The sequence below is a fragment of the Gardnerella sp. c11Ua_71 genome (assembly GCF_055818025.1).
In genome coordinates this window covers 62,307-85,674 of record NZ_JARFVR010000001.1, presented here as the reverse complement: position 1 = coordinate 85,674, position 23,368 = coordinate 62,307, and the positions used below count along the sequence as shown (strand labels likewise).

Genomic DNA, 23,368 nt, shown 5'->3' with positions numbered 1-23,368 from the left:
TCCGTTTTGCTCACTACTCAATCATACAGAATTATGCGTTTATAAGAGTGCTGCAACATGCGCGATTGTGCAAAAACAAAAGTCGGGCTGGTGGGATTTGAACCCGCGGCCTCTTCGTCCCGAACGAAGCGCGCTACCAAACTGCGCTACAGCCCGATGTCGATTGTGCGAACTCAATAGAGATTGCTCATCGTGAACTCATCTTACGAATACATGATGCAACTACATGTTGTAATCGCTCATGCAACACTCCGACAACGTGGTTATATTAGCGTGAACTTGCTACAAATTAACAGTGTGTGTCGTTGTCAAATAAATTCTTTTGAAATTTTATTAGAAATTCACTTGTATTCTTTTACGGCTGCATGGTCTCAGCAATATTTGCAAAATGATGTAACTTTTCGTAAATAATTTTGTATATCTTAATAAAATAATAAAAAGTTTTACTGTAAATGTATTTTTCTCTCGAAAACAGAAAAATATAAATATTTCTATAAAAATGTATATTTGTTGCAAAAATGATTAGCGTAATCGATCTAGTAACACAATAAAATGCATTTGCGACTCGCTTATCTGTATTCCCTAGTAGCTACAATTGGCGTTTATGACTGACACGAATACTGCAATGTCTGCCGCACAAAACGCCGCAGAAAATGACGTAACAGATAACGCCAATGAAATTGACACCGTTGAGCATGCTGAGATGCTTCTCGCTCAAGATGAGGCTATTGCTAAGCGCGTAAATGATGGTGCTACTCTTGACGAAGCAATTGATCCAAGCAATAAAGAGTTTGGTCCGCTTGCGCACCCAGAGCAGGTGCAGATGCGTGTTGCTAAGCGTGCGATGATGCTTAAGGAGGGTGTGCAGCCATACCCAGTGCATCTTAACGTTACTGACACAATCGAAAAGGTGCGTGCTGATTTCGATGGCAAGCTGGAAGCTGGCGAAGAAACTGATACCGAGGTTGGTATTGCAGGGCGCGTGCTTTTCTTGCGTAACGCTGGCGGCTTGTGCTTCGTTAAGCTTGCTGCCGGTGACGGCACTACGATTCAGGCGATGGTTTCCAAGAAGGAAATTGGCGAAGAATCCATTAAGAGCTTCAAGCAGATGGTTGATTTGGGCGACCATTTGTACGTTCGCGGTCGCGTGATTTCTTCTAAAACTGGCGAGCTTTCCGTATTCGCAACCGAGTGGGCGATTGCAGCTAAGGCTTTGCAGCCACTTCCGGCTTTGCATAAGGAATTAAGCGACGATACTCGTACGCGTAAGCCTTATATTGGCATGATTGCGGACGAGAAGATTCGCGATATGGTTCGCAGGCGTTCGCATGCCGTGGCTTCTCTTCGTCGCACTTTCGACAGCCACGACTTCTTGGAAGTTGAAACACCAATGTTGCAAACGGTTCACGGCGGTGCTGCTGCTCGTCCGTTCACAACTCACATGAATGCTTTCGACATTGATCTTTATTTGCGTATTGCGCCAGAGCTTTTCTTGAAGCGCTGCTTGGTTGGTGGCATTGACCGCGTGTTTGAAATCAACCGTGATTTTAGAAACGAAGGCGTAGACGCAACTCACGCTCCAGAGTTTACAATGCTCGAAGCTTACCAAGCTTATGGCACTTACGATACGATTGGAGCTCTTACTAAAGAGCTGATCCAAAAGGCTACTGTCGACGCTTTCGGCTCCACTAAGGTGACTTTGCTTAACGGCGAAGAGTACGATTTTGGCGGCGAGTGGAAGCAGATTACCATGTACGGCTCGCTTTCTGAGGCTTTGGGCGAGGAGATTACGCCGGAAACTTCTGTTGAGCATTTGGGTGCGATTGCAGACAAGCTTGGCGTTGAGCGTGACGAAGTGGAGAATCACGGCAAGTTGGTTGAGCACTTGTGGGAGCACTTCTACGAGGATAAGCTTTATGAGCCAACGTTTGTGCGCGACTTCCCAGTGGAAACCAGCCCGCTTGTTAAGGGTCACCGTACTAAGCCAGGAATGGTTGAAAAGTGGGATTTGTATGTGCGTGGCTTTGAGCTTGCAACCGGCTACTCCGAGCTTAACGATCCTGTTGTGCAGCGCGAGCGCTTTGTTGCTCAAGCTAAGGATGCTTTGGCTGGCGATGTTGAGGCAATGGATATTGACGAGGACTTTATTGAGGCTCTCGGCGTCGGTATGCCTCCTGCTGGCGGCATGGGAATGGGTATTGATCGCTTGCTGATTGCGCTTACGGGCGCAACTATTCGCGAGACGATTACGTTCCCACTCGTTAAGCCTCTTCGCTAATTGATAGATTTTAGTAGATTGTAAAGCCGTTGGATGTCGTTTAAACATTCATCGGCTTTTCTATTAAATTTTTCGTGTTTGTTTACTTTTATGCAAGTAGTCTTACGAAACGAATAGACTGGGTAACTATGACATATAAATTAGTATTGCTCCGACATGGTCAGAGCGCATGGAATAAGACCAATCAGTTCACTGGTTGGGTTGATGTACCGCTGACTGAGCAGGGTGTCGAGGAAGCTAAGCATGGTGGCGAGCTTCTTAAAGAGAAGAACGTTCTTCCAGACATCGTGTTCACTTCTTTGCTTCGTCGCGCTATCAATACCGCGAATTACGCGCTTGATGCAGCCGACCGCCTGTGGATTCCAGTTCGTCGCAGCTGGCGTTTGAACGAGCGTCATTACGGTGCTTTGCAAGGTAAGAATAAGTCTGAGATTCGTCAGGAATATGGCGATGAGAAGTTCATGATTTGGCGTCGTTCTTACGCAACTCCACCTCCTGAGATTGATCCAAACGATGAGTATTCTCAGACGAATGATCCTCGTTACGCAGGCGATCCGGTTCCAGAAACTGAAGCTTTGGCAAACGTTGTGACTCGTGTAACTCCTTACTGGGAATCGGATATTATTCCAGAGCTTAAGTCTGGCAAGACTGTGATGATTGCTGCTCACGGCAACAGCTTGCGCGCAATCGTTAAGATGCTTGACAACTTGAGCGAGGAAGAGATTTCCAAGGTGAATATTCCAACCGCTATTCCTCTGCTTTACGAGTTGGATGAGAACTTTAAGCCAATCAAGCCTCGTGGTGAGTATTTGGATCCAGAAGCTGCTGCTGCCGGTGCTGCCGCCGTGGCTGCTCAGGGTCAGAAGTGAGATTCTGATTAGTTTAAATTAAAAAAGTAGGTCTGCAACTAAATCTGTAGACCTACTTTTGTTTTACAAGCATACTTTTGTTTTGAATTTCTATTCAAAAACTGTATTTTTATGCCACAACTGTGTCTTTATCTGGTTCTGGTTTTTTAGTTGGGTCAAATCCTGAAACAATAAATACTACTTGTCTTGCTGCAGCAACTGAATGATCGCCTATGCGTTCCATGAATCTGCTTAGAAGCACTAAGTCAATCAACTGTTTTCTAGTGCCGTTCCAATTTTCGCCTTCTACAAGAGCAAAAATGTCTTCATGTAGCTTATCCATCTTATCGTCGCCGTGAATAATTGCATCGGCTACTTGAACATCTCGCTTTGAAAGCATGTCAGTTAGTTGCACAGAAAGAACACGAAGGAAGCTAACCATCGCCTCAACTGTTTCTTTTGCTTGGCTTGGTATTGCGGAATCAGGCCATGTGCGTCTTGTGATTTGTGCAACGTGACTTGTTAAATCGCCCATGCGTTCAAAAGTCGCAGCCAAACGCATGGTTGCCACTACTTCTCGCAAGTCTGTTGCAACAGGATTTTGTCTAGCTAGCAATGTTAAGCATTGATCTATAACGCTAGCTTCTAGTGAATCTAGTTGAGCATCATTGTCTATAACTGTTTGTGCAGATTCTAAATCAGCATTTAATAAAGCATTTCCAGCATCGTTCATTGCTTTTGCAACAAGCTCAGCCATGCGTTCGATGTTTGATGCAACTGCTTTCATTTCTTCGTTGAAAATCACTCGCATGGTGTGTCCTTTCTTTTTTGGTGCCTGTGTTGACTTATATTGCAGTTGTATATTGCCAACGTGTATTGACGTTTTTTGTTTTAAAATTATTTTGTTTTAAACTAAACCCTAATCAAGTATAGACTATTCAAAGCACGTATAAGCGTATGCTTAGTTGTGTTTTTGTAGAATGTTAGTCGAATATTAAAATGTGAGAGCATTGTAGTATTCTTTAAGAGTATGTTTCAGGATTCTACATCTTCGCCATTGGTTGTATTTGTAGTGTTTGCTTTGATTGCGCTTTGTGTTGCAATTGTTGTTGTTATGTTTGTTGTTGATTCTCTTTTCCCAATATTTCGTAGTATTTTTAGACCGTTTTTTAGTTCTGTTGTAAATCCTATAGCAGGTGGTTTGCGTAGGATTTTTCGTAGTAGCTTTAAGAAGATCTTAAAAATTTTAGGTAAACGTAATTTTGGTGATGATGAAGATGATGAAGATTCAGTTGATAATAATTCAGATGATATAAGTTCAGATGCGTGTGCGATTTTATCCATGCTGTCTGCTGCGACTATTGTTATCGATGCTGATAATGATGTTTTACGAGCTAGTTCTGATAGTTATACGCTTGGTGTTGTTGTTGATGATTCTATTGTTCAACCGCGAGTTCTGGATTCTGTAAATCGTGTGCGCGAGTCTGGCGGTTTTGAGAGTTTTGATTTAGTTACTTTTACTCCTGAGCGGTATATAACTATTGGTAAAGACTCTGATTTTAATGGTAATTTTGATGGTGACAGTGCTGTGTTATTAAAATCAGCTACGGTTGCTGGCGACTTTTCCTCGAATAAAACTGATAAATCGTCTGATGCGTCTACAGTTTCTAGACCTAATTGGCTTAATGTTACTGTTGGAAGTGTTGGAGCAGGCAAGGTTGTTGTTATTTTAAATGATACGAGTGCTGCGCATCGTTTTGAGCAGACTAGAGATGATTTTATAAGTAATGTTTCTCAACAACTTATTAGCTCTACTCGAATGATCTCTAGTCTTATAGAACTTTTGCAGGATAATAATGTTACTCTTAATCGTGTTAAGGAAGTGTCTTTAAAAGCTCAGAGGTCTTCTAAACGCTTGGAACATATGTTGGAAGATCTTCTGCTTCTTATGAGTGCTCAGAAGCCTATAGATGTGTCTAAGGCGAGTGCTGTGAACGTCTTGAACGTGTTAAAAGATGTTCAGAATCAGGTTTCAGATCTTGCTTTGAGCCGAAATGTGCGTCTTTGCGTTAAGTCTGATTCTTCGCTTAGTGTTCTAGGCAGTTTTTCACAAATCAGCGCTGCCGTGCGTAAACTTGTTGAGAATGCTATTATCTATTCTTCAGCAAATAGCAGTGTGGCGATTTCAGCGTTAAAGTCTGATGACTCTCAGTTTGCAGTGATTCGTGTTGTTGATTGTGGCTCTGGTATTGCGTTGCGTGATCAGCCTCGCATTTTCGAGCGTTTTTATCGTTCGGATAACCAGAATGACGGCAGTCAGGATGGTGTTGGTTTAGGTCTTGCTATTGCTAAGCACGTGGCTCTTACTCATCACGGTAGCATTACATTGTGGAGTAGACCAGGGCAAGGTACTACGGTTAATTTTGCGATTCCGCTTTCAAGATCGGATGCAAAATAGTTCGCTTAATCGTATTAAGCGAACTATTTTCCTAGTCTTCTATAATCCCAACGGTCAAAGTGTTCCCAGATTAAAAGCAAAATACCTATTACGAATCCGCTAAGGCAAACTATAGCAAAAAACCATAGTAGAAAGTGCAAGATTGCGAGCACAACAGTGATTATTGATGCTATAAGCCATAAAACTGTTCCAGCCATAAATGCTTTGCACAGGTCTACGCGCAATGGCTTTGGTGCCTCTTTGCGTGCATCTGGGTTAATAATCGGTGCTAGCTTCATATGATTAACCATACATCTAGTGATGTCTAATATCAATTTTTGGTTATATTTTTTTTTGATGATATACGTTTATGATATACGTTTAAATTTTGCTATTTTCTTTTTCGACACTATTTTTATCACATCCGTACCACGTTGTAGTCTTGAGCTTTGTAGGTGCCGTTTTGACGTGATACTTTAACAATTCGGGAGTGGTTTTTTTATGAGACATGGTGCACATGGTGCTAAGAAAGCAAAGGGGCGTTTCGTTTCGCCTTTTATGCTTTTTTTGTCTTCTCATACTTCCAGTGCTACTTCTGAGCGTTCTGCCGAAGCGGTTTGTGCGAATAATGGTGCAGTTGTGGGTTTGAGTGAATCTGTGGCTCAGAGTTTGCAAATGTCTTCTGCTCCTCGTACTCGTCGTGAGATTCGTTTAGCTCGTGAATCTAGAGAACGTAAGAATTGTATTATTGTTTCTACGTCTTTAGTAGCTATAGTTGGTGCTGCATTGACGTCTATGGCTTTGAGCAAGACTAATGGTTTGGGTTCTTTTGCTTCAAAGCAATATGCTTCTGAGATTAATTTTTCCAATGATTCTAATGATCAAGCTGCTTCTCGTTCTAGTCAGCGTGAAAAGTTAGATCGTGCTGATAAATATTTGAAGTTCAGCAGTGCTGTTGCTGGTCTCGAAGCTGATTTAAACGCTTTCTCTACTAGATCGTCTCATGAGTCTAAGTGGGATTTAGGTTCTAATTCAGATTTTAAAGTTTCTGAAATGTCTAAGTCTTCTGCGAATAATCCGCAGGTTGCTATTTTAATGGATTCAGACGTTAATTCTTTGCCTGCTGGATTTAATCCAAATCATAGTTCTGGTGATTCTGGGAATGCATATGAGTTTAGCCAGTGCACTTGGTGGGTTTATATTCGTAGGCATCAGCTTGGTCTTCCTGTTGGTTCCAATATGGGAGACGGCTGGATGTGGGCTTTGACTGCTCGAAAACTTGGATATTGGGTAGATCGTACGCCTCGTCACGTTGGCGATATTATGGTGTTTGGTCGCGGTCAGGCTGGCGTTAATCGTACTTATGGTCATGTTGCTGTTGTTGAAAAAATTAATCCTGATGGTTCTATTGAAACATCTGAGTCTAGTGCGGAGCTTCATGGTAGGACCTTCTCTAGGGTTGTAAATCCGAATGAAACTTCAGCTTTTGAATTTATCCATTACTAGATTATTTGGCATTTTAATATTTTGACATTTTAATATTGATATCTGTTACTGCGTTTTGCGGTTTTCTAGTCTATTCTGGCTGTTATGCGTGTAGGCGTGCATTGTTGTGCTGTAAATAGTGCGTGCAAATTTTGTTTGTGGTCTTAGTTTGTAGTATTAACATGCTAACATCGCTAGTGATGATTAAGCGAGATAAGATTTTTTCTTCTGTATTTGCAGGTTTTGTATCTGCAGCGCTGGTTGCTGCTATGATTCCGCTTGCTTGTGCTTCCGCTTCTGCTGAAGAATCAGCAGTTACATCTACACGTTCTTTCCCTAAGATTACTGATGTTAAGCGTGATTTGTTTACAGAATCCACTTCTACCGATGTTGATGCTAATTCTCATTGGGGCAGTATTGAGTCTTTGGATGTTCCGCAGACTAAAAGTGCTGCTGAACTTGCGCTTGAACAGGCTCGCCAGCAACAACAGGCACAGAATAATTCTGCTGATGGCTTCGACGATGCTGCAAGTCGTTCTGGAGCGCGTAATGGCGTTGGACCTATGACGTACTTTGTTGCTCCTCCAGATAATCAGTCTGTTTCGGCGATGCTTAATTTTGCGGCTCAGTTTTTAGGTAAAGTGCCTTATCGTTCTGGTGGTACAAGTCCTGCTGGCTGGGATTGCTCTGGTTTTGTGCAGTACGTTTTTGCCAATATGGGTATTTCTTTGCCTCGAACTTCTGGAGCTCAGGCCACTGTAGGTACGGCTGTTCCGAGTTTAGCTCAGGCTCAGCCTGGTGACATAATTGCCAATGGTGCTCATGCATCTATTTATGTTGGCAATGGAATGGTTATTAATTCTCAGTATGCTGGAACTCAGTATGATCCTATTAGATACGTTTTTTCGGGATCTTATTCTATTCGTAGAATCTTCTGACAATTTGGTTTTTGAGTGGTATTCATGATTTTATGGATACCACTTTTAGTTTTTGTTAGTAGTTTTTATGCGTTTTTAGGTTATTTTTAATTAATTTTGCCGTTAATCCTTAGGTTTGTTGTGTCGCGATAGACGCGACTACCTTAAACGCGCTATTCTAGTATTTAAAGTATTTAAGAAAATAAAAAATCGCGCGATGCTAGGAGGATCTAGATGGCACAAGATGTTATTACACAAGAAAAAGCTGTTCTTGTAGGTGTTGATGGTTCTCATGCGAGCTATAAGGCTGTATGGTGGGCATCTAATTATGCTAAGCATGCTGGATTACAGCTTCAAATAGTTTGTGCATATTCTTTACCTAGTTATGCAGCTGTATCTTTTGATGCGACTTATACTGCGATTGGTGATGATAATGTTGCTCATCAAGATGCACAGGAGATTCTTTCTAAAGCTAAAGCTGTTGCATTAGAGCAGGGTGTGGATGCAACAACTTTGATTGTTACTGGCGACCCTTCTTCTGTGTTTGTAGAGCTTTCTAGAAACTATCAACTTATTGTTATTGGAAACCGTGGTAAAGGTGGATTAGCAGAGCGTTTACTTGGCACAACAAGTTCTTCGCTTCCAGCCTACGCTTATTGCCCAATTGTTGTTGTTCCATATACGGATGATGATGGTCAGAGAATCCACTTGAATAATAAGATTTCTAAGATTGCTGTTGGCTCCGACGAGTCTAAGTGGGGATTAAAAGCTCTTGAGATTGCTGCAGATTTGGCTGATAGTTGGAACGCACAATTAGATGTGATTTCTGCTGTTCCTAGCGTTCAAGGAGCCGAGGGAGATACTGCAGTTATGGGATCTTATATGGAAGATCTTGACGAGCGTGTAAAGCCAATTTTGCAACGCTTGCCAAACTTAAAGATTCATCGTTCTGTAGTTCCTGGCTCTGCTGTAAACGCTTTGACTCAAGCTAGCTTAAACAACGATTTGGTTGTTGTTGGCTCTAGGGGCAGGGGTGGTTTTACAGGATTGCTTCTTGGTTCTATTAGTCAGGGTCTGTTGCAGCATTCTTCTAGACCAGTGTATGTGGTTCCACGTAAGTATGTGGAACTAAGCGCTGCTCAAGTAGCACAGCAGTCTAAGATAAGTAACGATACTAGTGCTATCGATTCTATAAGTGGCGTTCATACAGTTGATGTTCCAAAAGCTGGTGTTGAAGCTGCTAAAGAAATCGAGCAAACTATTGATCCGCTTCACTAGTAGCTTGTAGTAGAAAATAGCGTCCAGAGCACTAAAACAGTGTTTTGGACGCTATTTTGTTTCAAAGCTAGTAACTATTTTGATTTTTACTTGTTTTTAAGTAAAAAGCGTGCGCGTCTTGCTTCGCGAGCAGCGCGTTTTTTAGCGAGTTCGTTATTGTTCATTTCAATAGCAAGTTTATAAATTTTAATTAACTCTTGAGCTTGCTTTTTGAAGTCATTGTTCTTTGAGTATTCGAGAACATTTGCTTTTAGTTGTGCTTGCTCTTCTTCACTCATGTTAAGAACGCGACTAAACACTTGCTTAAAGTCTTCTTTAGAATCCCACTGATAACCATTTTTGCCACTAATAATCTGATTCTCATTAGGAATATCGTGCTTTACGAGAGCAAATAATCCAGATGCCATGGCTTCAAGCATAGAAAGTGAATGCATTTCCGATAGGGAAGCGGTAGTGTAGTAGTCCATAGCGTGCAAATACTTAGGAATCTGCGTGTGTTCAATAGGGCCTAGTAGGTAGATTCTATCTTCAAATCCTTTGCTAGCTACTTTCTTACGCAAGTCTTCTAAATCAGGTCCTCCGCCAATAACAACGAGTCTAGCTAATTCGCGCGGAAAATCGCAATACATAAAGTTATCAATCAGCTCAGAGATATTCTTTTCTGCTCCGATTCTTCCAACAAAAACGAAGAGTTTCGTAGAATCAGCAATACCGTATTTTTTACGGAATTCTTTCCTAAAAGCAATTCGCTCTGGTGTAGGTAAGAACTTTTTATATTCAACTGCATTGCTAAGAACAACAACTTTTTTATCGACTTTTTGACGATCAATATAAGCTTGAGCCTTAGCAGACATACTAGTAATAATTGTTGCATTTTTAGAAAATCGCGTAAAATATTTTGCTGAAATATTCCTAGAAAACTCTGTAAAATGCTTTAGGCCAATATAAAACAGGAACTTATCGTACTCTGTATGAAGAGTATAAATAACAGGAACATGCTCTTTTTTAGCAACTTCTAGACCTATTTCACCAATGCCAAACTCGTTTTGTATATGAATAACATCTGGTTTAAAGTTGATAGGGAATTTTTTGCGCATGTTTCCAATCGGAATTGCAACCCTATACTTGTATAGCTTTTTAAGAAGTATTCCTGGAACGTATACAACTCCGTCTACAAGCTTAGTTTTTTGCTGTCTTTCGGATCCAACTGTAACAACAAGAACCTCGTGTCCAAGTTCCTCGTACATTTTTTTAAGCATGTAGGATTGCGTTGCTACGCCATTTATGTATGGTGGATATGTTTCTGTAAAAATCGCGATTTTCAAAGTTTCCTCCAGTTACATAAATAGCTCTAACAACGTTAAAAGTGTAGCATTGTGTAAGTTATTGCGCCACAAATTGTGATTTTTAGCGTTTTTAGTGTCTTACATTTACTGTTACACGCACTTGCGCGCCGCGTTCAAGAGTGTGCTTAACTGTGCAACCCTTGTTGATATGTCTTTCCATGCGTTCTTTTAGTTCTTTTGCATTTTCATCGTTTAAAGCAGGTTTTGCGCTTGTAGCATCAACTGTTACATCCTCTTGGAATCTTAAGTAAGTTCCTTCTTCTGGATCATAAGTTCCATTTACAAGAACTCGAGCGCCTTTTCCTTCTCCGAGCGCATGTTCAACAGCGTATTGGCTGCTTAAAGCTGTGCAACCAGCTAATGCTATTTGCATTAGTTCCACAGGTGAAAATTGTCCTTCTCCTTTACCAAATTTTAGTGTTGCACCATCATCACTTTGTGCTTGCCAAGACCCGTCTTCTAAACGTTCAACCCATATTCTTCTAGTCATTTTTGCTCCTTTGCATTTTTATACATTAACACATTGTGATTATGTTTGTGCTTATGTCTATTTGTTTTTAACTTTTATTTTTTAAGACAAACCTATTATAACTAGCATGCTTTGATTTCAGTTTGATTCTTGTTCTTATATTTCTTATATTTACTTTTGGTGGTGTTGAATTTAGCTAATGATAAAATAATCTCATGACTTTAACTCAAGAAGAACTTGCGGATATCCGCTCTCGCGTACCACAGAAACCTACTTCCGATATTCCTACACCTTATGAGGATTTGGTTAGAAAAATACTTATGGAAGGTACTTTAAAATCGGATCGCACTGGTACTGGAACAATATCTCTTTTTGGTCAACAAATTCGATTTGACTTAAGCAAGAGTTTTCCGCTTATAACCACAAAAACAGTGTTCTTTAAGGGACTGGCATACGAGCTTCTTTGGTTCCTTAAAGGTTCTAGTAATGTGCGTTGGTTGCAGGAAAATGGCGTGCATATTTGGGATGAGTGGGCAGATGAAAATGGCGATTTAGGTCCTGTTTATGGCGTTCAGTGGCGTAGTTGGCCAGCGCCTACGCAAGAAAATCCTAATCGCACAATCGACCAGATTGCTAATGTTCTTAATCTTATGAAAAATCATCCTGATTCTAGAAGGATGATTGTCAGTGCTTGGAATCCTGCAGAAGTTGAAAACATGGCTTTGCCTCCTTGTCACTCGCTTTTCCAGTTCTACGTTGCTGACGGCAAGCTTTCTTGCCAGCTTTACCAGCGTTCTTGCGACATGTTCCTTGGCGTGCCATTCAACATTGCTTCTTACTCGCTTTTAACAATGATGATGGCTCAGCAAGCAGGATTAGAGCCAGGAGAGTTTGTTTGGACTGGTGGCGATTGCCATATTTACGATAATCACGTAGAGCAAGTCTTAGAACAGCTTTCTAGACAGCCATATCCTTACCCTAAGATTGAAATTCATAAAGCTGATTCAATTTTTGACTATGAGTACAGTGATTTTAAGGTTGTTGATTATAAGCATCATCCTACGATTAAAGCTCCTGTAGCTGTGTGATCTTATTTATTAGTTGCTTATTAGTTTGAGTTTTTGAGTAGGAGTTTTATGGCAAACGATATTCCTGTGCGTTTAATTTGGGGACAGGCATACGATCTTGAAGGACGCGTAGGGGCAATGGGTGTAAATGGTGGTATGCCATGGAGACTTTCCCCAGATTTGCGCTATTTTAAAGCCATGACAATTTCTTGCCCAGTAATAATGGGTAGGGGAACTTGGGATTCTATGCCAGAAAAGTTCCGTCCTCTTCCTGGGCGAGAAAATATTGTTGTTTCTAGGAATCCAGATTTTAATCCAGATGGTGCAAAAAGTTTTACAAGCATTGAAGAAGCAATATGCTACGCAAGAAAATGGATTGAAGATAATCCTATTGAGCATGTAGATTCTTTGGATTTACCTAAAGATGGTAGCGCAATTTGGATTATTGGAGGCGGAGCAATTTTTAAAGAAGTGATTGAGTCAAAAATTGTTGACGCTGCATACGTAACTCAAATTGACACCAGAGTAGAAGCGGATACGTTTGCTCCTAACATTCAGAGACTTGTAGATGATGGATTGTGGAAAGTTGCACGTGATGGCGATTGGCAAGAATCAGCTATAAAAGTTGGTGCAAAACAATTCGACGTAAAATACAAGTTTATGGTATATAAGCCAATTAAAGCTAAAAAATAAGCTAGATTAAGGATATGTATGGAATCTTTAAACAAAATTCACGTAGATGCTAAGCATCCGTATGTTGTTATGACGGTTTGTACAGGGAATATTTGCAGATCTCCAATGGCAGAAATAGTTTTGCGTAACGAGTTTAAGCTTAGAGGATTAAGCGATGTTGTTGCTGTAAAATCATGCGGCGTAAGCGACGAAGAATACGGGAATCCGATTGATAGGCGTGCGCAAAGAGAGCTTAAAAGTAGGGGTTATTCTTTGCCGTTAAGCCATTTTGCGCATAGGATTGAGCGAGACGAAATAGAGGAAACAAATCTTTTTCTTCCAATGACTGCTTCGCATATGCAATCTTTGCTCAGGATTATTCCAGCGCAAAAACGTGGTCTTGTTCACATGTATAGATCGTTTGATCCGTCTTTAGAAAAACCACAAGCTGGTCGCGAAGCTGTTTTAGATTTGGCTGACCCATGGTACGGAGGTCCTAAAGAGTTTGAGATTGCAATGGACCAAGTGGAGGAGTGCGCTCCTTACATTGTGGATTGGGTAGAGTCGCAGATAACGCGCGAATAATAATTGCGTAAAGTCATATAAAGTTATATAAAGTCGCTTAAAATATATTAAAACCAGACGAACCGATTGGAACGTCTGGTTTATTTTTATGCTTTTTATTTAAAACCTATGATTTATTTTCCTCTTAAAGCTCTGCGACTTACTCGAGGAGCATGAGTTGGGTCAATTCCTTTTGGAATACCGAACCCAGATTTGCCCTGTAGTGTACGCAAACGATCATTCAAAATTGCAAGCTCAGTTTTAGTGAGGAAGAAGCGACGATTAGGGTGAATCATCTTAAGCAAAGCAAACTTGTGATTTGTAGGCATTAAAGTTTTAGCTTTTAAAACCTTACTTCTTAAATCCCTAAGTCTAACTTGATTTTCACCATTACCAACGCAAATGCGGTAAACAGGAATATTAGATCCTGCTGTAACACTTTTAATTGCGTGCTCTTGGCGATTCATAGCTTGGCTTAAACGCTCATAGTTACCTTCGCCAACAAGGAAGATTCCGTTAAAGCCAGTTCCTCGCCAAATAGCATCTTTTGTGCGAGGATCAACCCACACAGGTTGTTGAGGGAAAGTAAATCCGCCTTTGTTGATAGCAGAGACAATGCCAGCTGCAGCTCCAGGCTTTCCTTCTAGTCTTGCATAGCCAACCTTATCTGCGCGTTTAGTGAGAACAACAGTAAACAGTAAAAGACCCAGCATAAGCGCTGTTATTACCATCATGATCCAAGTCAAAATGGACCATCTAATAATAACACCAGCTACAATGCACAGCACAACAGGAGCTACAAAAGCTAAGCCAAGCCAAAGTGGAAGCTGCTTATCGTCTGTATGCGTGTACTTGTAAATACGCACAATCTGTGAAATCATGCCTGGCTTCTTAATGCCTTTTGCTTTATCGTTTGCCATTTGCGTTTATCCCCTAATACATAATATTAGCGTTTTATTGCTTTGTATTTTGTTGCTTTATTGCTTAGTAATCATACCCTAAACACGCTTATGCTATAAATCATAGCTTTGTTAGCATACTAGCGATTTATTTAGGCCAATTACCGCGCTTTGGTGTACTCGGCTTTGGAAGTCTCCATCTGCGCATTTGTATTGCTCGACTGCAAGCATACATAGCGGATCTAGAGCTTTTGCCAACAGAAACTTCGCCATATCGTTTAACAAGCTCTTTACGAAGCTTGCGCCACATTATTATAACGTCAATAATTGCAGCAAAAAGATATGCGTAAAGAACAATCGCAAGAGCAAAATATAGAGCAATATACTTAGTGGATAAGAAGTTTTGAGTTAAGAATATGCAGAGCATAATAACGATTGCAAACGGCACAAAAAATTCGCCAATATTGAAACGCGCATCTACATAATCTCTAATATAAACTCTCCATGGAAGCTGCTCTGACTTTGGCATATGAGCTAAGTCTCCATTTTTCATCGCATCGTATTGAGCATTTTCTTTTTCGCGCAATCTGGCTCGCGCAGCCTTTGCGCTTGCTTTTCTATCCGTTGGAACTAACGGTCTAAGATTCTGCGCTGTAGCTTCGCTTTGCTTCGGCGTTGGAGCGTTTTTTGTGCGAGTCTTTGCCTTATTTTCTATTTTATTTTCACTATTTTCATTAGTCGCTGATTGATTGCCATTTTGTGCACCATTATCAGCAGATTTTTTTACGAATGGATTCCATGTCATGTTTGCAGATTACCCAACAGACTAGACGCGTTATGAGCAATTTCGTTGGTTATGAATAGTCTGATAGTAGTAATTCAACTAATGTTTTTACTAATCTACTGTTTTTTGGAGGACTTATGGCTGGTTTAGATGTTGATGATGTGCGTTCGCGCGTGCAAAACGCTTGGGAAGATGTTATTAGCGTATTAAATAAGAAGATCTCTTTAGGAGCTGTTTCTGCTAAAGGCATTACTGGAGATCATATGCGTGCTTCGGCTGAGTATGTGGCTGAAGTTTTGCGCGAAGTGGGTGTAGATGCTCGCGTTGAGCAGTCTCAGAATCCGGATGGTACTCCTGGAGCTTTTGAAGTAGTTGGATCTCGTATTGTGGATCCTAACGCTCCAACTGTTTTGCTTTACGCTCATCACGATGTTCAGCCTGTTCCAGATGCAAGCGAATGGAATACTGATCCTTTCAAAGGAACTGAAGTAGATGGTCGCTTGTATGGTCGCGGTAGTGCTGATGATGGCGGCGGAATTGCAATTCACTACGGTGCTTTGCGCGCTTTAAGCGAAGATTTAGGCGTAAATATTAAGGTATTTATTGAAGGTGAAGAGGAAATGGGCTCTCCAAGTTTCATTCCATTCATCGAAGCTCATAAAGATGAGTTTGAATCAGACGTTATTATTGTTGCAGACTCTGGAAATTGGTCTGCAGATGTTCCAAGTCTTACTACTAGCTTGCGCGGAAACACTACAGTAGACGTCAAAGTGAAGGTTCTTGGTCATCAGGTTCATTCTGGACAGTTTGGCGGACCAATTTTAGATGCTTATACTATTGCTTCAATGCTTGTTGCTTCTCTTTATAACAAGGAAGGCGATTTGGATGTTCCTGGAATTAAATCTCAGGAACCTGTTGGCGGTTTGCAACGTGATTTGGATGAGGCTCAAGTTCGCGCAGATTCTTCAGTAGTGGATTCTTATAAGCTTGCTGGTACTGGTTCTCTTGCTGCTCGCATGTGGACTAAGCCTAGCTTGACTGTTATTGGTATGGATGCTCATCCTGTAGAAGAAAGCTTTAACGTGATTGCTCACGAAACGCGCTTGCGACTTTCGCTTAGAACTGCGCCTTGCCAGCGTCCAGAAGAAGCGCAAAAAGCTTTGAGCGACTTTTTGGTTGCAAACGCCCCATTCGGTGCGCAAGTTACTGTAGAGCCAGTTGACAATGGTATGGGTTGGGCTATGGATCCTGATGCTGTAGCAACTAAGGACGCTTTAGCTTCTATGAAGGATGCTTTTGGCGTGGATCCTATTAATAAGGGTGAAGGTGGTTCGATTCCATTTATTCCAGAATTGCAACGAATTTTCCCTAAAGCTCAGGTTTTGGTGACTGGACCTGAAGATCCAAAGTCTAATGCGCATAGTCCTAACGAGTCGATTTCTCTTTCTGGCTTGAAATCGAATATCGTAACTGAAGCTTTGCTTTTAGATCGTCTAACTAAGTAAACTTAACAACTCGTATACAATCGCTATATAAAATTTTAGCGTTTGTATACGAGTCTACGCAGTGACGTAAAATCTTCACACGACACGGGTGCTTTGCATTAATTTGTAAAGCTGAGAGAAACCGCTTGAACGTGAATCCAGGTAATGCTGGCGCACGGAGATCTGTTTTTCCCGTGCCTTAATGGTGACCTACGATTTAAGCCAACGCATAAGTCGTAGTGAAAGAACAGTAAGGCACATATCTATGTCGAAAGAAAATGTCTTATTGCAATGCAATCAGCGATGTAAATCACTGATATGACGTTTTGTTATTAGGATAAGTCAAAAACGTGTTTGTAATAAAGACATTTTAGGATTTTTAGGTCGTTAAAAAGTCCGTAGCAGATCTAAATGATTCTAAAAGAAAAAATTAAAAAATAGATAGAAAATAATTAAATAAAAATCATTGCCATAAAGGATTTTGCTATGCCCGATGCATTTGAAACGCCAGTTTTGAACAAAACTAATACGCAGGATGCCGAAACATTCCTTCCATCGGCTAGCTGCAATGCTCAGCTACGTTTTGATAATTGGGGTTATCGTCATGCTTCTCGCAAACATTTTGCTGTACGCGGGTTGAACCTAACAATTGAAGCAGGGCAAAGAGTTTTGTTGCTTGGTGCATCGGGCATAGGCAAATCCACAATTCTTGAAGGTGCTGCTGGGCTGATTGGTAGTGATATTGTTAAATCTAGCTCAAATAATTCAAAGCCTGATTCGAAGAAGAATGTTTTAGTAGAAGATGAAGATGGCGGTGTAAGCGAAGGCTCAGTATTCGTAGATGATTTACCAGTTCATAAAGCGCGTGGGCGAGTAGGATTAGTGTTACAAGATCCAGAGGCTCAAGCTATTTTTCAGCGTTTAGGAGATAACGTCGCCTTCGGTCCTGAAAATATGAATGTTCCTCGTAAAGAAATATGGGATCTTGTTAATAAAAGTCTTGAAGAAGTAGGTTTAGAAGGATTACAGTTACACCGTTCTACCGCCCATTTAAGTGGTGGTCAAATGCAGCGTCTGGCATTGGCTGGAGCATTGGCTATGAAGCCAAGTGTGCTTCTTTTAGATGAGCCTACTGCGAATCTAGATCCAGATGGTGTTAATCAGATTGTAAAAGCTGTTGGTAAAGTTTTAGACGATACCAATGCAACAATGGTTCTTGTAGAACATCATGCGCAGCCTTGGATTGATTTGATTGATAGAGTAGTGGTTCTTGGTCTTGATAATTCTGTGAACAATACTGAAAAGAATAATTATGTTCACGATGATGATATTGCGCGAGACGAGTTTGCGCAAACAGTTATTGTTGCAGATGGAACTCCAGACGAAGTGTTCAGTAGAAGCGATCTTGATTTTGAAAACCTTGGGATTTGGCTTCCTGACAAGTATAAAGATCCGCAAGATCGCAGAATTGGTAGGATTTATGTTGAAGGTGAACCAGATTGCGATCCAGCAAAAGGTGATGGAAGAGTAGTTCTATCAACAGAAAACCTTGCGATTAGTCATACGAGTACTCCAATAGCAAAAAATATAAATTTGAAATTTAATTCTGGACAAATCACAGCATTAGTTGGAGCAAACGGTGCTGGAAAATCCACTTTATCTCTAACTTTGGCAGGATTAATTCCAGCTTTAGAAGGTCAGGTTGTAGCTAGTGAGGATCTTTGCGAAGGCGCTGGTGGCACCGATCCTATGAAATGGAAGTCTACTGATCTTGCTAAAAGAATTTCATACGTTTTCCAGAATCCAGAACATCAGTTTGCGTGTGGAACTGTTCTTGAAGAAGTTATGCTAGGTCCTATTAGAACTGGAATGAGTGAAGAAGACGCTAAAACTAAAGCAGAGTCTTTATTAGATAGATTCCGCCTATCTAGATATGCTAACGCAAACCCATACACTTTATCTGGAGGTGAAAAGCGTAGACTTACTGTTGCCGCATCTTTGGCTGCAGCTCCAAGAGTTTTAATTTTAGATGAACCGACTTTTGGACAGGATCGTAAAACTTGGTTACAAATTATAAAACTCATTGCAAGCCTTCGCGCAGATGGAGTTAGTGTTATTGTTGTTACTCATGATAGAGAGTTAGTAGATGCGCTTGGAGCGCGTTTAGTGGAACTTAAAACTAATGTGGATTCCACTAATGACGAATCTTATGAGTCTGAAAATGTAGATAATTCACAAGAATCTTTAGCATTATCTTCGTCAACAGATGCAACGAATATATCTCGAATAGAAGTTAGCGATGTGAACCATCGTGATGAGGCAGCTCGCGCATCAAGTTATTCTCCATTCTTGGCATCTTTGAATCCTGTGTATAGGATGCTTGGAGCTTTCCTACTTTCGGTTCCGCTTTTGTTTACTCTCGACTGGCTTTCTGCAACAATAGCTTTGGTTTTGGAGTTTGTGATTCTTTGGGTTGTTAAAATGAACCCTTTGCGAGTTATTAAACTTTCTTGGCCTGTATGGGTTGGTGCTCCTGGATCTGCATTAGCAGTGTGGTTGTATGGTAAATCAGGTGGAGCAACATGGTTTGATTGGGGAATTATTCATGTAAGTGATCATTCCACAACTCTTGCAATTGCAACATTCATCAGAATTTTAGCTATCGGTGTTCCAGCTATTGTTACTGTTATTGGCATTGATGCAACTGATTTAGCTGATGCTTTTAGTCAAGTTATGAAATTGCCAGATAGGTTTGTTTACGGTGGATTAGCTGGTATGCGATTGTTTAGCGTCCTTCAAGATGATTGGGCTGCTCTCAGTGCATCTAGGCGTTCTCGCGGACTTGGTGATGATAGTAAGATTAAGGCTTTTATGCCTCAAGCTTTTGCTCTTTTGGTGCTGTCTATTCGAAGATCTACAACTTTGGCTACGGCTATGGAAGCGCGTGGATTTGGCGGAGAAAACCCAAGATCTCATGCACGTATAAGCCATGTGAATAAACGCGATTATGTGTTTATGATTGGGTGCTTAATTATTCCTGCTATCGCTTTAATCGCTGCTGTATATTACGGTACTTTTGCTCTTCTTGGAGGAAATTAATACTAACATACAATGTGGGCTTAATGGGATTCGAACCCACGACCTTCTGCTCCGGAGGCAGACGCTCTATCCACTGAGCTACAAGCCCGCAACTTGTGAAAGTATACACGTTGCTAGGGATTGAAAGTATACGCTATTAGCCAATCTTTGTGACTTTAATGCATACTTTAGCGAGTTATTACGCTTTTAAGATCGCTCGCTACTTTTTTAGGATCTTCAGCGCACATGAGAGCAGATACAGTGCATACTCCATCAATGCTTAGGTCTTTGATTGGAAAAACGGTGTTTTCGTGTATTCCACCAATCGCTAGAGTTTTTACACCCATGCTGTGTGCTACTTTTGCTACTTCATTTACGCCTTCAACTCCAAGAGGAGGAACATCATGCGCCTTAGTATTTGTGGCAAATGCAGCTCCGATTCCTATAACATCAGGAAGTGGAGTATCGTTCTCTTTGCACTCTTTATATGCTTTTTCCATTAGGTCTACTCTTGCGCAAGAAAGTCCAATCATCCATTCGGCTGGCATGGATTTACGTGCTGTAACGAAAGGCGTGTCTTTTTGACCAATATGCAGGTTGAATCCCAGTTTTGCTGCGGTGTCAACGTGATCGTCTATGAAAATCGGTATATCTCCATGTTTTGCTTTTATAAGTGTTTTGCGTAACTTTATGGCTTTTTCTGATATTTCAGTATCGTTGGAGTATTTATCTCGCAATTGAACTACTGTCACTCCGCCATCTATGGATTCTACTGCAACTTGTTCTTCGCTACGGTTTCCCATTCGTGGATCTGTTACTAGGTAAAGCGTCCAATCTGTTGGTTCTATGCTGAACTCAATGTTTGTTAGTTCAAACATGTTGTTTACGCTTAATGTTTGCAGCGCATCGATCCACAGTGTTCTGAATGTTCCTGGTGCGGTTGTTTGTCTCGCTGCAAACGTTCCAGCTGCTGCAGCGTGCACGTGTGCAGCCACTGTTGCTGCCACTGGGCGCTCTGGGTTTGCACCCACATATGCCGCCACTAATGATCCAAGAGCGCACCCAGTTCCTACAACTTTTGTCATAGCCTTGTGTCCGCCAGTTATTCGCACTAGGCATCCGTGACCGTATACCGCGTCTTTTTCTCCAGATATTGATATTACAGATCCGTATTCTTTTGCCAGTTTTTTGGCTGCTTCTAGCGCGGAGTTTACTGGATCTTGCGCATCTACGCCTTTCATCTGACTGTTTTGCCCAGCTAAAGCTAATATTTCGCTTGCGTTCGCTCGTATTACTGTTGGGTTTCGTTTTACTATTTCTCTTACAAATTTTGTTCTAGTGGTTAATTCGTCTACTCCAACTCCAACTGGATCTAGTACCCAAGGAGTTTGTGTTTCTTCGCAAGTTTCTATTGCTTTGCGTATGGCTTTGCCTTTTATCTCTTCGAATGTTCCAACATTTACTAGAACGCCTGACGCTATTTTTGCAATGCCTGCTGCTTCATCTGGGTCGCATACCATTATTGGCGTAGCTCCTGCGGAAAGTAGTACATTTGCTGTTATTTCTTGAACAATATTGTTTGTTATGCAATGAGTTAGTGGCTTCTTTGCTCTCACTCTTTCTATGCATGATCTAACGTCATTTAGAAACATTCGTCTTCTTGCGCGAACGCTAAAACTTGTATCTATATTTGTATCTATATTTGCATTTAATTCGTTTAATTCTTCCATGATTTTCCCTTCGCTAGCACTACCTAGATCAGGTTTAACGGGTGTAATCTCAGCGTTTTTACGCACCCCGAACCGACTTTGACTATATCGTTTGTGTATGACGTTTGGCTATGTAATATTTTATTTCGCGCGTTTTGCGTTGTTTCGCTTGAAATTTCGGGGATGATTGAAGATTATTGTTTTGGATTTTATAAAATTTTTCCATTAATTTTTTATTTTTGTTTGCATTTGTACTTTTATAGTGTTAGCATCAAACACAACACAAACGGATATCGTAAATTTTACGATTTACGATTTTGGATTTGTGATTGATCACATTAAGCGTTTAGCTTTGCAGCTAAGTATTAAGGAGGCGGCTATCATGCGTAACATGAATGCTCAAGCTCGCGATACTTTTGATGCTGCTCGTATGTGGTGGTGGCAGACTTCTCTTTGGCGTAGTTTACTCTAAAGTTTTAGAAGCTGCTTGTTTAGGCTTGTAAAAGACCTCTAGGGTAAACCTGGAGGTCTTTTTTATATCTCCAGAAAGCCAAATCTATTTGGATTAATTTTACGTCTAAAACAAATCTATAAACATAAAAAACAATTAAAAAATTGTTTAAAACAATCAACATAAAAATCTACATAAAAGGAGAAAATTATGGCTCAGGAAATTAATGAAACTAAGCAGGAAACCTCATTTACTTCTGCTGAATCTAGTGTTAATCAGGCTGCGGATTTACTTAAAGGTGTAAATGTTAAAAAGCATGCTTTAGATATTACGTCTTTGGTGTTGGTGGCTGTTCTTTTTGCAGCAGGATGTATTCTTGACTTTACAGTTGCAAAGTCGCTTTCGATTGGAAATATTCAGCCAGAATTTGTTATTGCATCGTTCTGCTTGTCTATTTTGCTTGTTCGTCCAAATGTTATTCAAGGTGCGATTATTGGCGCATTAGCTGCTACTTTGATTCAATTTAACACTTCGATTCCTGGTCTTGAATACGCTTGCGATATTCCAGCAGCAATCATTATGACGTTAGTGCTTATGGGATACTTAAAAGCTTTTCCTAAGGATGCTGCTAGAAAGTTCAGTGTGTTCCCATTTATCTCTACGTTTGTTGCAACTGTTATTTCTGGAATGATTTTTGCAACAATCGCATCCTTCTTTATTCTTCACTCTCCAAACACTGTTCTTGTTATGCTTCCAATCATCTTGGGAACTGCTGTGTTTAATGCTGTTGTTGTTGAAGTTCTTTACACTCCAATTCGACTCGTTTTGCATAAGTAAATCAGAATTGAAAAATAATTAAACAAATTAATTTAAATCAATATAAATAAATATCAAAACATATATAAATAACAAAAGTCGATAATTAAAACTTGATTATCGCAACATAAAGGAGAAGATTATGAATCAGGAAATTAATGGACATGCAGGTAGCATGATTAATGCTGTAAGCATTAAAAAGCATGCTTTAGATGTTACGTCTTTGGTGTTGGTTGCTGTTCTTTTTGCAGCAGGATGCATTCTTGACTTTACAGTCGCAAAAGCGCTTTCAATTGGAAATATTAAACCAAACTTTTTAATCGCATCATTCTGCCTTGCGATTTTGCTGGTTCGTCCAAATGTTATTCAAGGTGCGATTATTGGCGCTTTGGCTGCAACTTTAATGCAATTTAACGCATCTATTCCTGGTCTTAATTATGTTTGCGATATTCCAGCAGCAATTGTTATGACTTTGATGATTATGGCTTATGTTCACGTTTTCCCTAAGGATGCTGCTAGAAAGTTCAGTATTTTCCCACTCATAGCAACTTTTATAACTACAGTTGTTTCTGGTTTAATATTTGCTTCTACTGCATCTTTCTTTGTTCTTCATTCTCCTAAGACGATTCTTGTTATGCTTCCAATCATTTTTGGAACTGCTGTGTTTAATGCTGTTGTTGTTGAAGTTCTTTATACTCCAATTCGACTCGTTCTACACAAGTAAGTATTTGAATTTATTTTAGATGATATTCAGTAAGTCATATAATCATCAGAGAGTAATCAATA

The 23,368-nt window shown here is 40.5% G+C and carries 20 protein-coding genes, 2 tRNA genes and 1 riboswitch; of the genes, 13 read left to right on the top strand and 9 right to left on the bottom strand.

What is annotated here, in order from left to right; translation table 11 throughout:
• Nucleotides 1-82 precede the first annotated feature (82 nt).
• Nucleotides 83-156, bottom strand: a tRNA-Pro gene (locus tag P0106_RS00470).
• 448 nt (nt 157-604) lie between these two features.
• Between P0106_RS00470 and lysS the strand changes: the two genes are divergently transcribed.
• Nucleotides 605-2,278 (top strand): lysine--tRNA ligase, encoded by a 1,674-nt coding sequence (lysS, locus tag P0106_RS00465; RefSeq protein ID WP_473730304.1) that lies wholly within the window; start codon nt 605-607, stop codon nt 2,276-2,278.
• 128 nt (nt 2,279-2,406) lie between these two features.
• The gene (locus tag P0106_RS00460; RefSeq protein ID WP_004112459.1) at nt 2,407-3,147 is read left to right on the top strand and encodes a phosphoglyceromutase; all 741 of its coding nucleotides are present in this window, start codon (nt 2,407-2,409) and stop codon (nt 3,145-3,147) included.
• Nucleotides 3,148-3,256: 109 nt separating this feature from the next.
• Here P0106_RS00460 and phoU read toward each other — a convergent pair whose 3' ends face one another.
• Nucleotides 3,257-3,937: a phosphate signaling complex protein PhoU gene (phoU, locus tag P0106_RS00455; protein ID WP_004112469.1), complete on the bottom strand. Its 681-nt coding sequence runs from the start codon at nt 3,935-3,937 to the stop codon at nt 3,257-3,259.
• A 219-nt stretch (nt 3,938-4,156) separates the two neighbouring features.
• Between phoU and P0106_RS00450 the strand changes: the two genes are divergently transcribed.
• On the top strand, nt 4,157-5,584 hold the full coding sequence (locus P0106_RS00450) for a sensor histidine kinase (RefSeq protein ID WP_162860856.1): 1,428 nt from the start codon (nt 4,157-4,159) through the stop codon (nt 5,582-5,584).
• 23 nt (nt 5,585-5,607) lie between these two features.
• Here P0106_RS00450 and P0106_RS00445 read toward each other — a convergent pair whose 3' ends face one another.
• On the bottom strand, nt 5,608-5,862 hold the full coding sequence (locus P0106_RS00445; RefSeq protein WP_032841421.1) for a hypothetical protein: 255 nt from the start codon (nt 5,860-5,862) through the stop codon (nt 5,608-5,610).
• A gap of 202 nt (nt 5,863-6,064) precedes the next feature.
• Between P0106_RS00445 and P0106_RS00440 the strand changes: the two genes are divergently transcribed.
• The 3 genes from P0106_RS00440 to P0106_RS00430 all read left to right on the top strand — a co-directional run bounded on the left by P0106_RS00440 (nt 6,065) and on the right by P0106_RS00430 (nt 9,243).
• A complete protein-coding gene (locus tag P0106_RS00440; RefSeq protein ID WP_020760179.1) occupies nt 6,065-7,069 on the top strand; it encodes a CHAP domain-containing protein in 1,005 nt (334 codons plus the stop codon).
• A gap of 161 nt (nt 7,070-7,230) precedes the next feature.
• Nucleotides 7,231-7,986 (top strand): C40 family peptidase, encoded by a 756-nt coding sequence (locus tag P0106_RS00435; RefSeq protein WP_004116797.1) that lies wholly within the window; start codon nt 7,231-7,233, stop codon nt 7,984-7,986.
• 213 nt (nt 7,987-8,199) lie between these two features.
• Nucleotides 8,200-9,243: a universal stress protein gene (locus P0106_RS00430; protein ID WP_004112477.1), complete on the top strand. Its 1,044-nt coding sequence runs from the start codon at nt 8,200-8,202 to the stop codon at nt 9,241-9,243.
• Between the two features lie 86 nt (nt 9,244-9,329).
• Here P0106_RS00430 and P0106_RS00425 read toward each other — a convergent pair whose 3' ends face one another.
• Both P0106_RS00425 and P0106_RS00420 read right to left on the bottom strand, forming a co-directional pair.
• Nucleotides 9,330-10,568 carry a glycosyltransferase gene (locus tag P0106_RS00425; protein WP_285070398.1) on the bottom strand — a complete coding sequence of 413 codons (1,239 nt, stop codon included), beginning with the start codon at nt 10,566-10,568 and terminating at the stop codon, nt 9,330-9,332.
• A gap of 91 nt (nt 10,569-10,659) precedes the next feature.
• Entirely contained in the window at nt 10,660-11,079 is a 420-nt protein-coding gene (locus P0106_RS00420) for an OsmC family protein (protein WP_004116790.1), read from the bottom strand.
• 194 nt (nt 11,080-11,273) lie between these two features.
• Here P0106_RS00420 and P0106_RS00415 point away from each other — a divergent pair, with 194 nt between their 5' ends.
• Genes P0106_RS00415 through P0106_RS00405 form a run of 3 tightly spaced genes read left to right on the top strand, consistent with a single transcriptional unit; the run spans nt 11,274 to nt 13,382 of the window.
• Complete coding sequence (locus tag P0106_RS00415) at nt 11,274-12,146, top strand: thymidylate synthase (RefSeq protein WP_020761682.1); 873 nt, start codon at nt 11,274-11,276, stop codon at nt 12,144-12,146.
• Between the two features lie 48 nt (nt 12,147-12,194).
• Nucleotides 12,195-12,818, top strand: coding sequence for a dihydrofolate reductase (locus P0106_RS00410; RefSeq protein ID WP_101890131.1), 624 nt, complete (start codon nt 12,195-12,197; stop codon nt 12,816-12,818).
• Between the two features lie 18 nt (nt 12,819-12,836).
• On the top strand, nt 12,837-13,382 hold the full coding sequence (locus P0106_RS00405; protein WP_004124893.1) for a low molecular weight protein-tyrosine-phosphatase: 546 nt from the start codon (nt 12,837-12,839) through the stop codon (nt 13,380-13,382).
• A 113-nt stretch (nt 13,383-13,495) separates the two neighbouring features.
• On the opposite strand, the gene P0106_RS00400 is transcribed toward P0106_RS00405, so the two are convergent.
• Entirely contained in the window at nt 13,496-14,281 is a 786-nt protein-coding gene (locus P0106_RS00400) for a DUF4191 domain-containing protein (RefSeq protein ID WP_101890132.1), read from the bottom strand.
• A 127-nt stretch (nt 14,282-14,408) separates the two neighbouring features.
• Nucleotides 14,409-15,065, bottom strand: coding sequence for a DUF3043 domain-containing protein (locus P0106_RS00395; RefSeq protein WP_009994839.1), 657 nt, complete (start codon nt 15,063-15,065; stop codon nt 14,409-14,411).
• 116 nt (nt 15,066-15,181) lie between these two features.
• On the opposite strand from P0106_RS00395, the gene P0106_RS00390 reads away from it, so the two are divergent.
• The gene (locus P0106_RS00390; protein WP_285070393.1) at nt 15,182-16,549 is read left to right on the top strand and encodes a dipeptidase; all 1,368 of its coding nucleotides are present in this window, start codon (nt 15,182-15,184) and stop codon (nt 16,547-16,549) included.
• 465 nt (nt 16,550-17,014) lie between these two features.
• The gene (locus P0106_RS00385; RefSeq protein ID WP_285070392.1) at nt 17,015-19,627 is read left to right on the top strand and encodes an ATP-binding cassette domain-containing protein; all 2,613 of its coding nucleotides are present in this window, start codon (nt 17,015-17,017) and stop codon (nt 19,625-19,627) included.
• A 15-nt stretch (nt 19,628-19,642) separates the two neighbouring features.
• On the opposite strand, the gene P0106_RS00380 is transcribed toward P0106_RS00385, so the two are convergent.
• Nucleotides 19,643-19,715, bottom strand: a tRNA-Arg gene (locus tag P0106_RS00380).
• 79 nt (nt 19,716-19,794) lie between these two features.
• Nucleotides 19,795-21,336: a hydroxyethylthiazole kinase gene (gene thiM, locus P0106_RS00375; protein ID WP_285070391.1), complete on the bottom strand. Its 1,542-nt coding sequence runs from the start codon at nt 21,334-21,336 to the stop codon at nt 19,795-19,797.
• A riboswitch (TPP riboswitch) is annotated at nt 21,324-21,416 on the bottom strand. Its footprint overlaps the gene before it by 13 nt.
• A 560-nt stretch (nt 21,417-21,976) precedes the next feature.
• Between thiM and P0106_RS00370 the strand changes: the two genes are divergently transcribed.
• Nucleotides 21,977-22,603 carry a hypothetical protein gene (locus P0106_RS00370; RefSeq protein WP_101890136.1) on the top strand — a complete coding sequence of 209 codons (627 nt, stop codon included), beginning with the start codon at nt 21,977-21,979 and terminating at the stop codon, nt 22,601-22,603.
• A 121-nt stretch (nt 22,604-22,724) separates the two neighbouring features.
• Entirely contained in the window at nt 22,725-23,306 is a 582-nt protein-coding gene (locus tag P0106_RS00365; RefSeq protein ID WP_116437199.1) for a tryptophan transporter, read from the top strand.
• Nucleotides 23,307-23,368 lie beyond the last annotated feature (62 nt).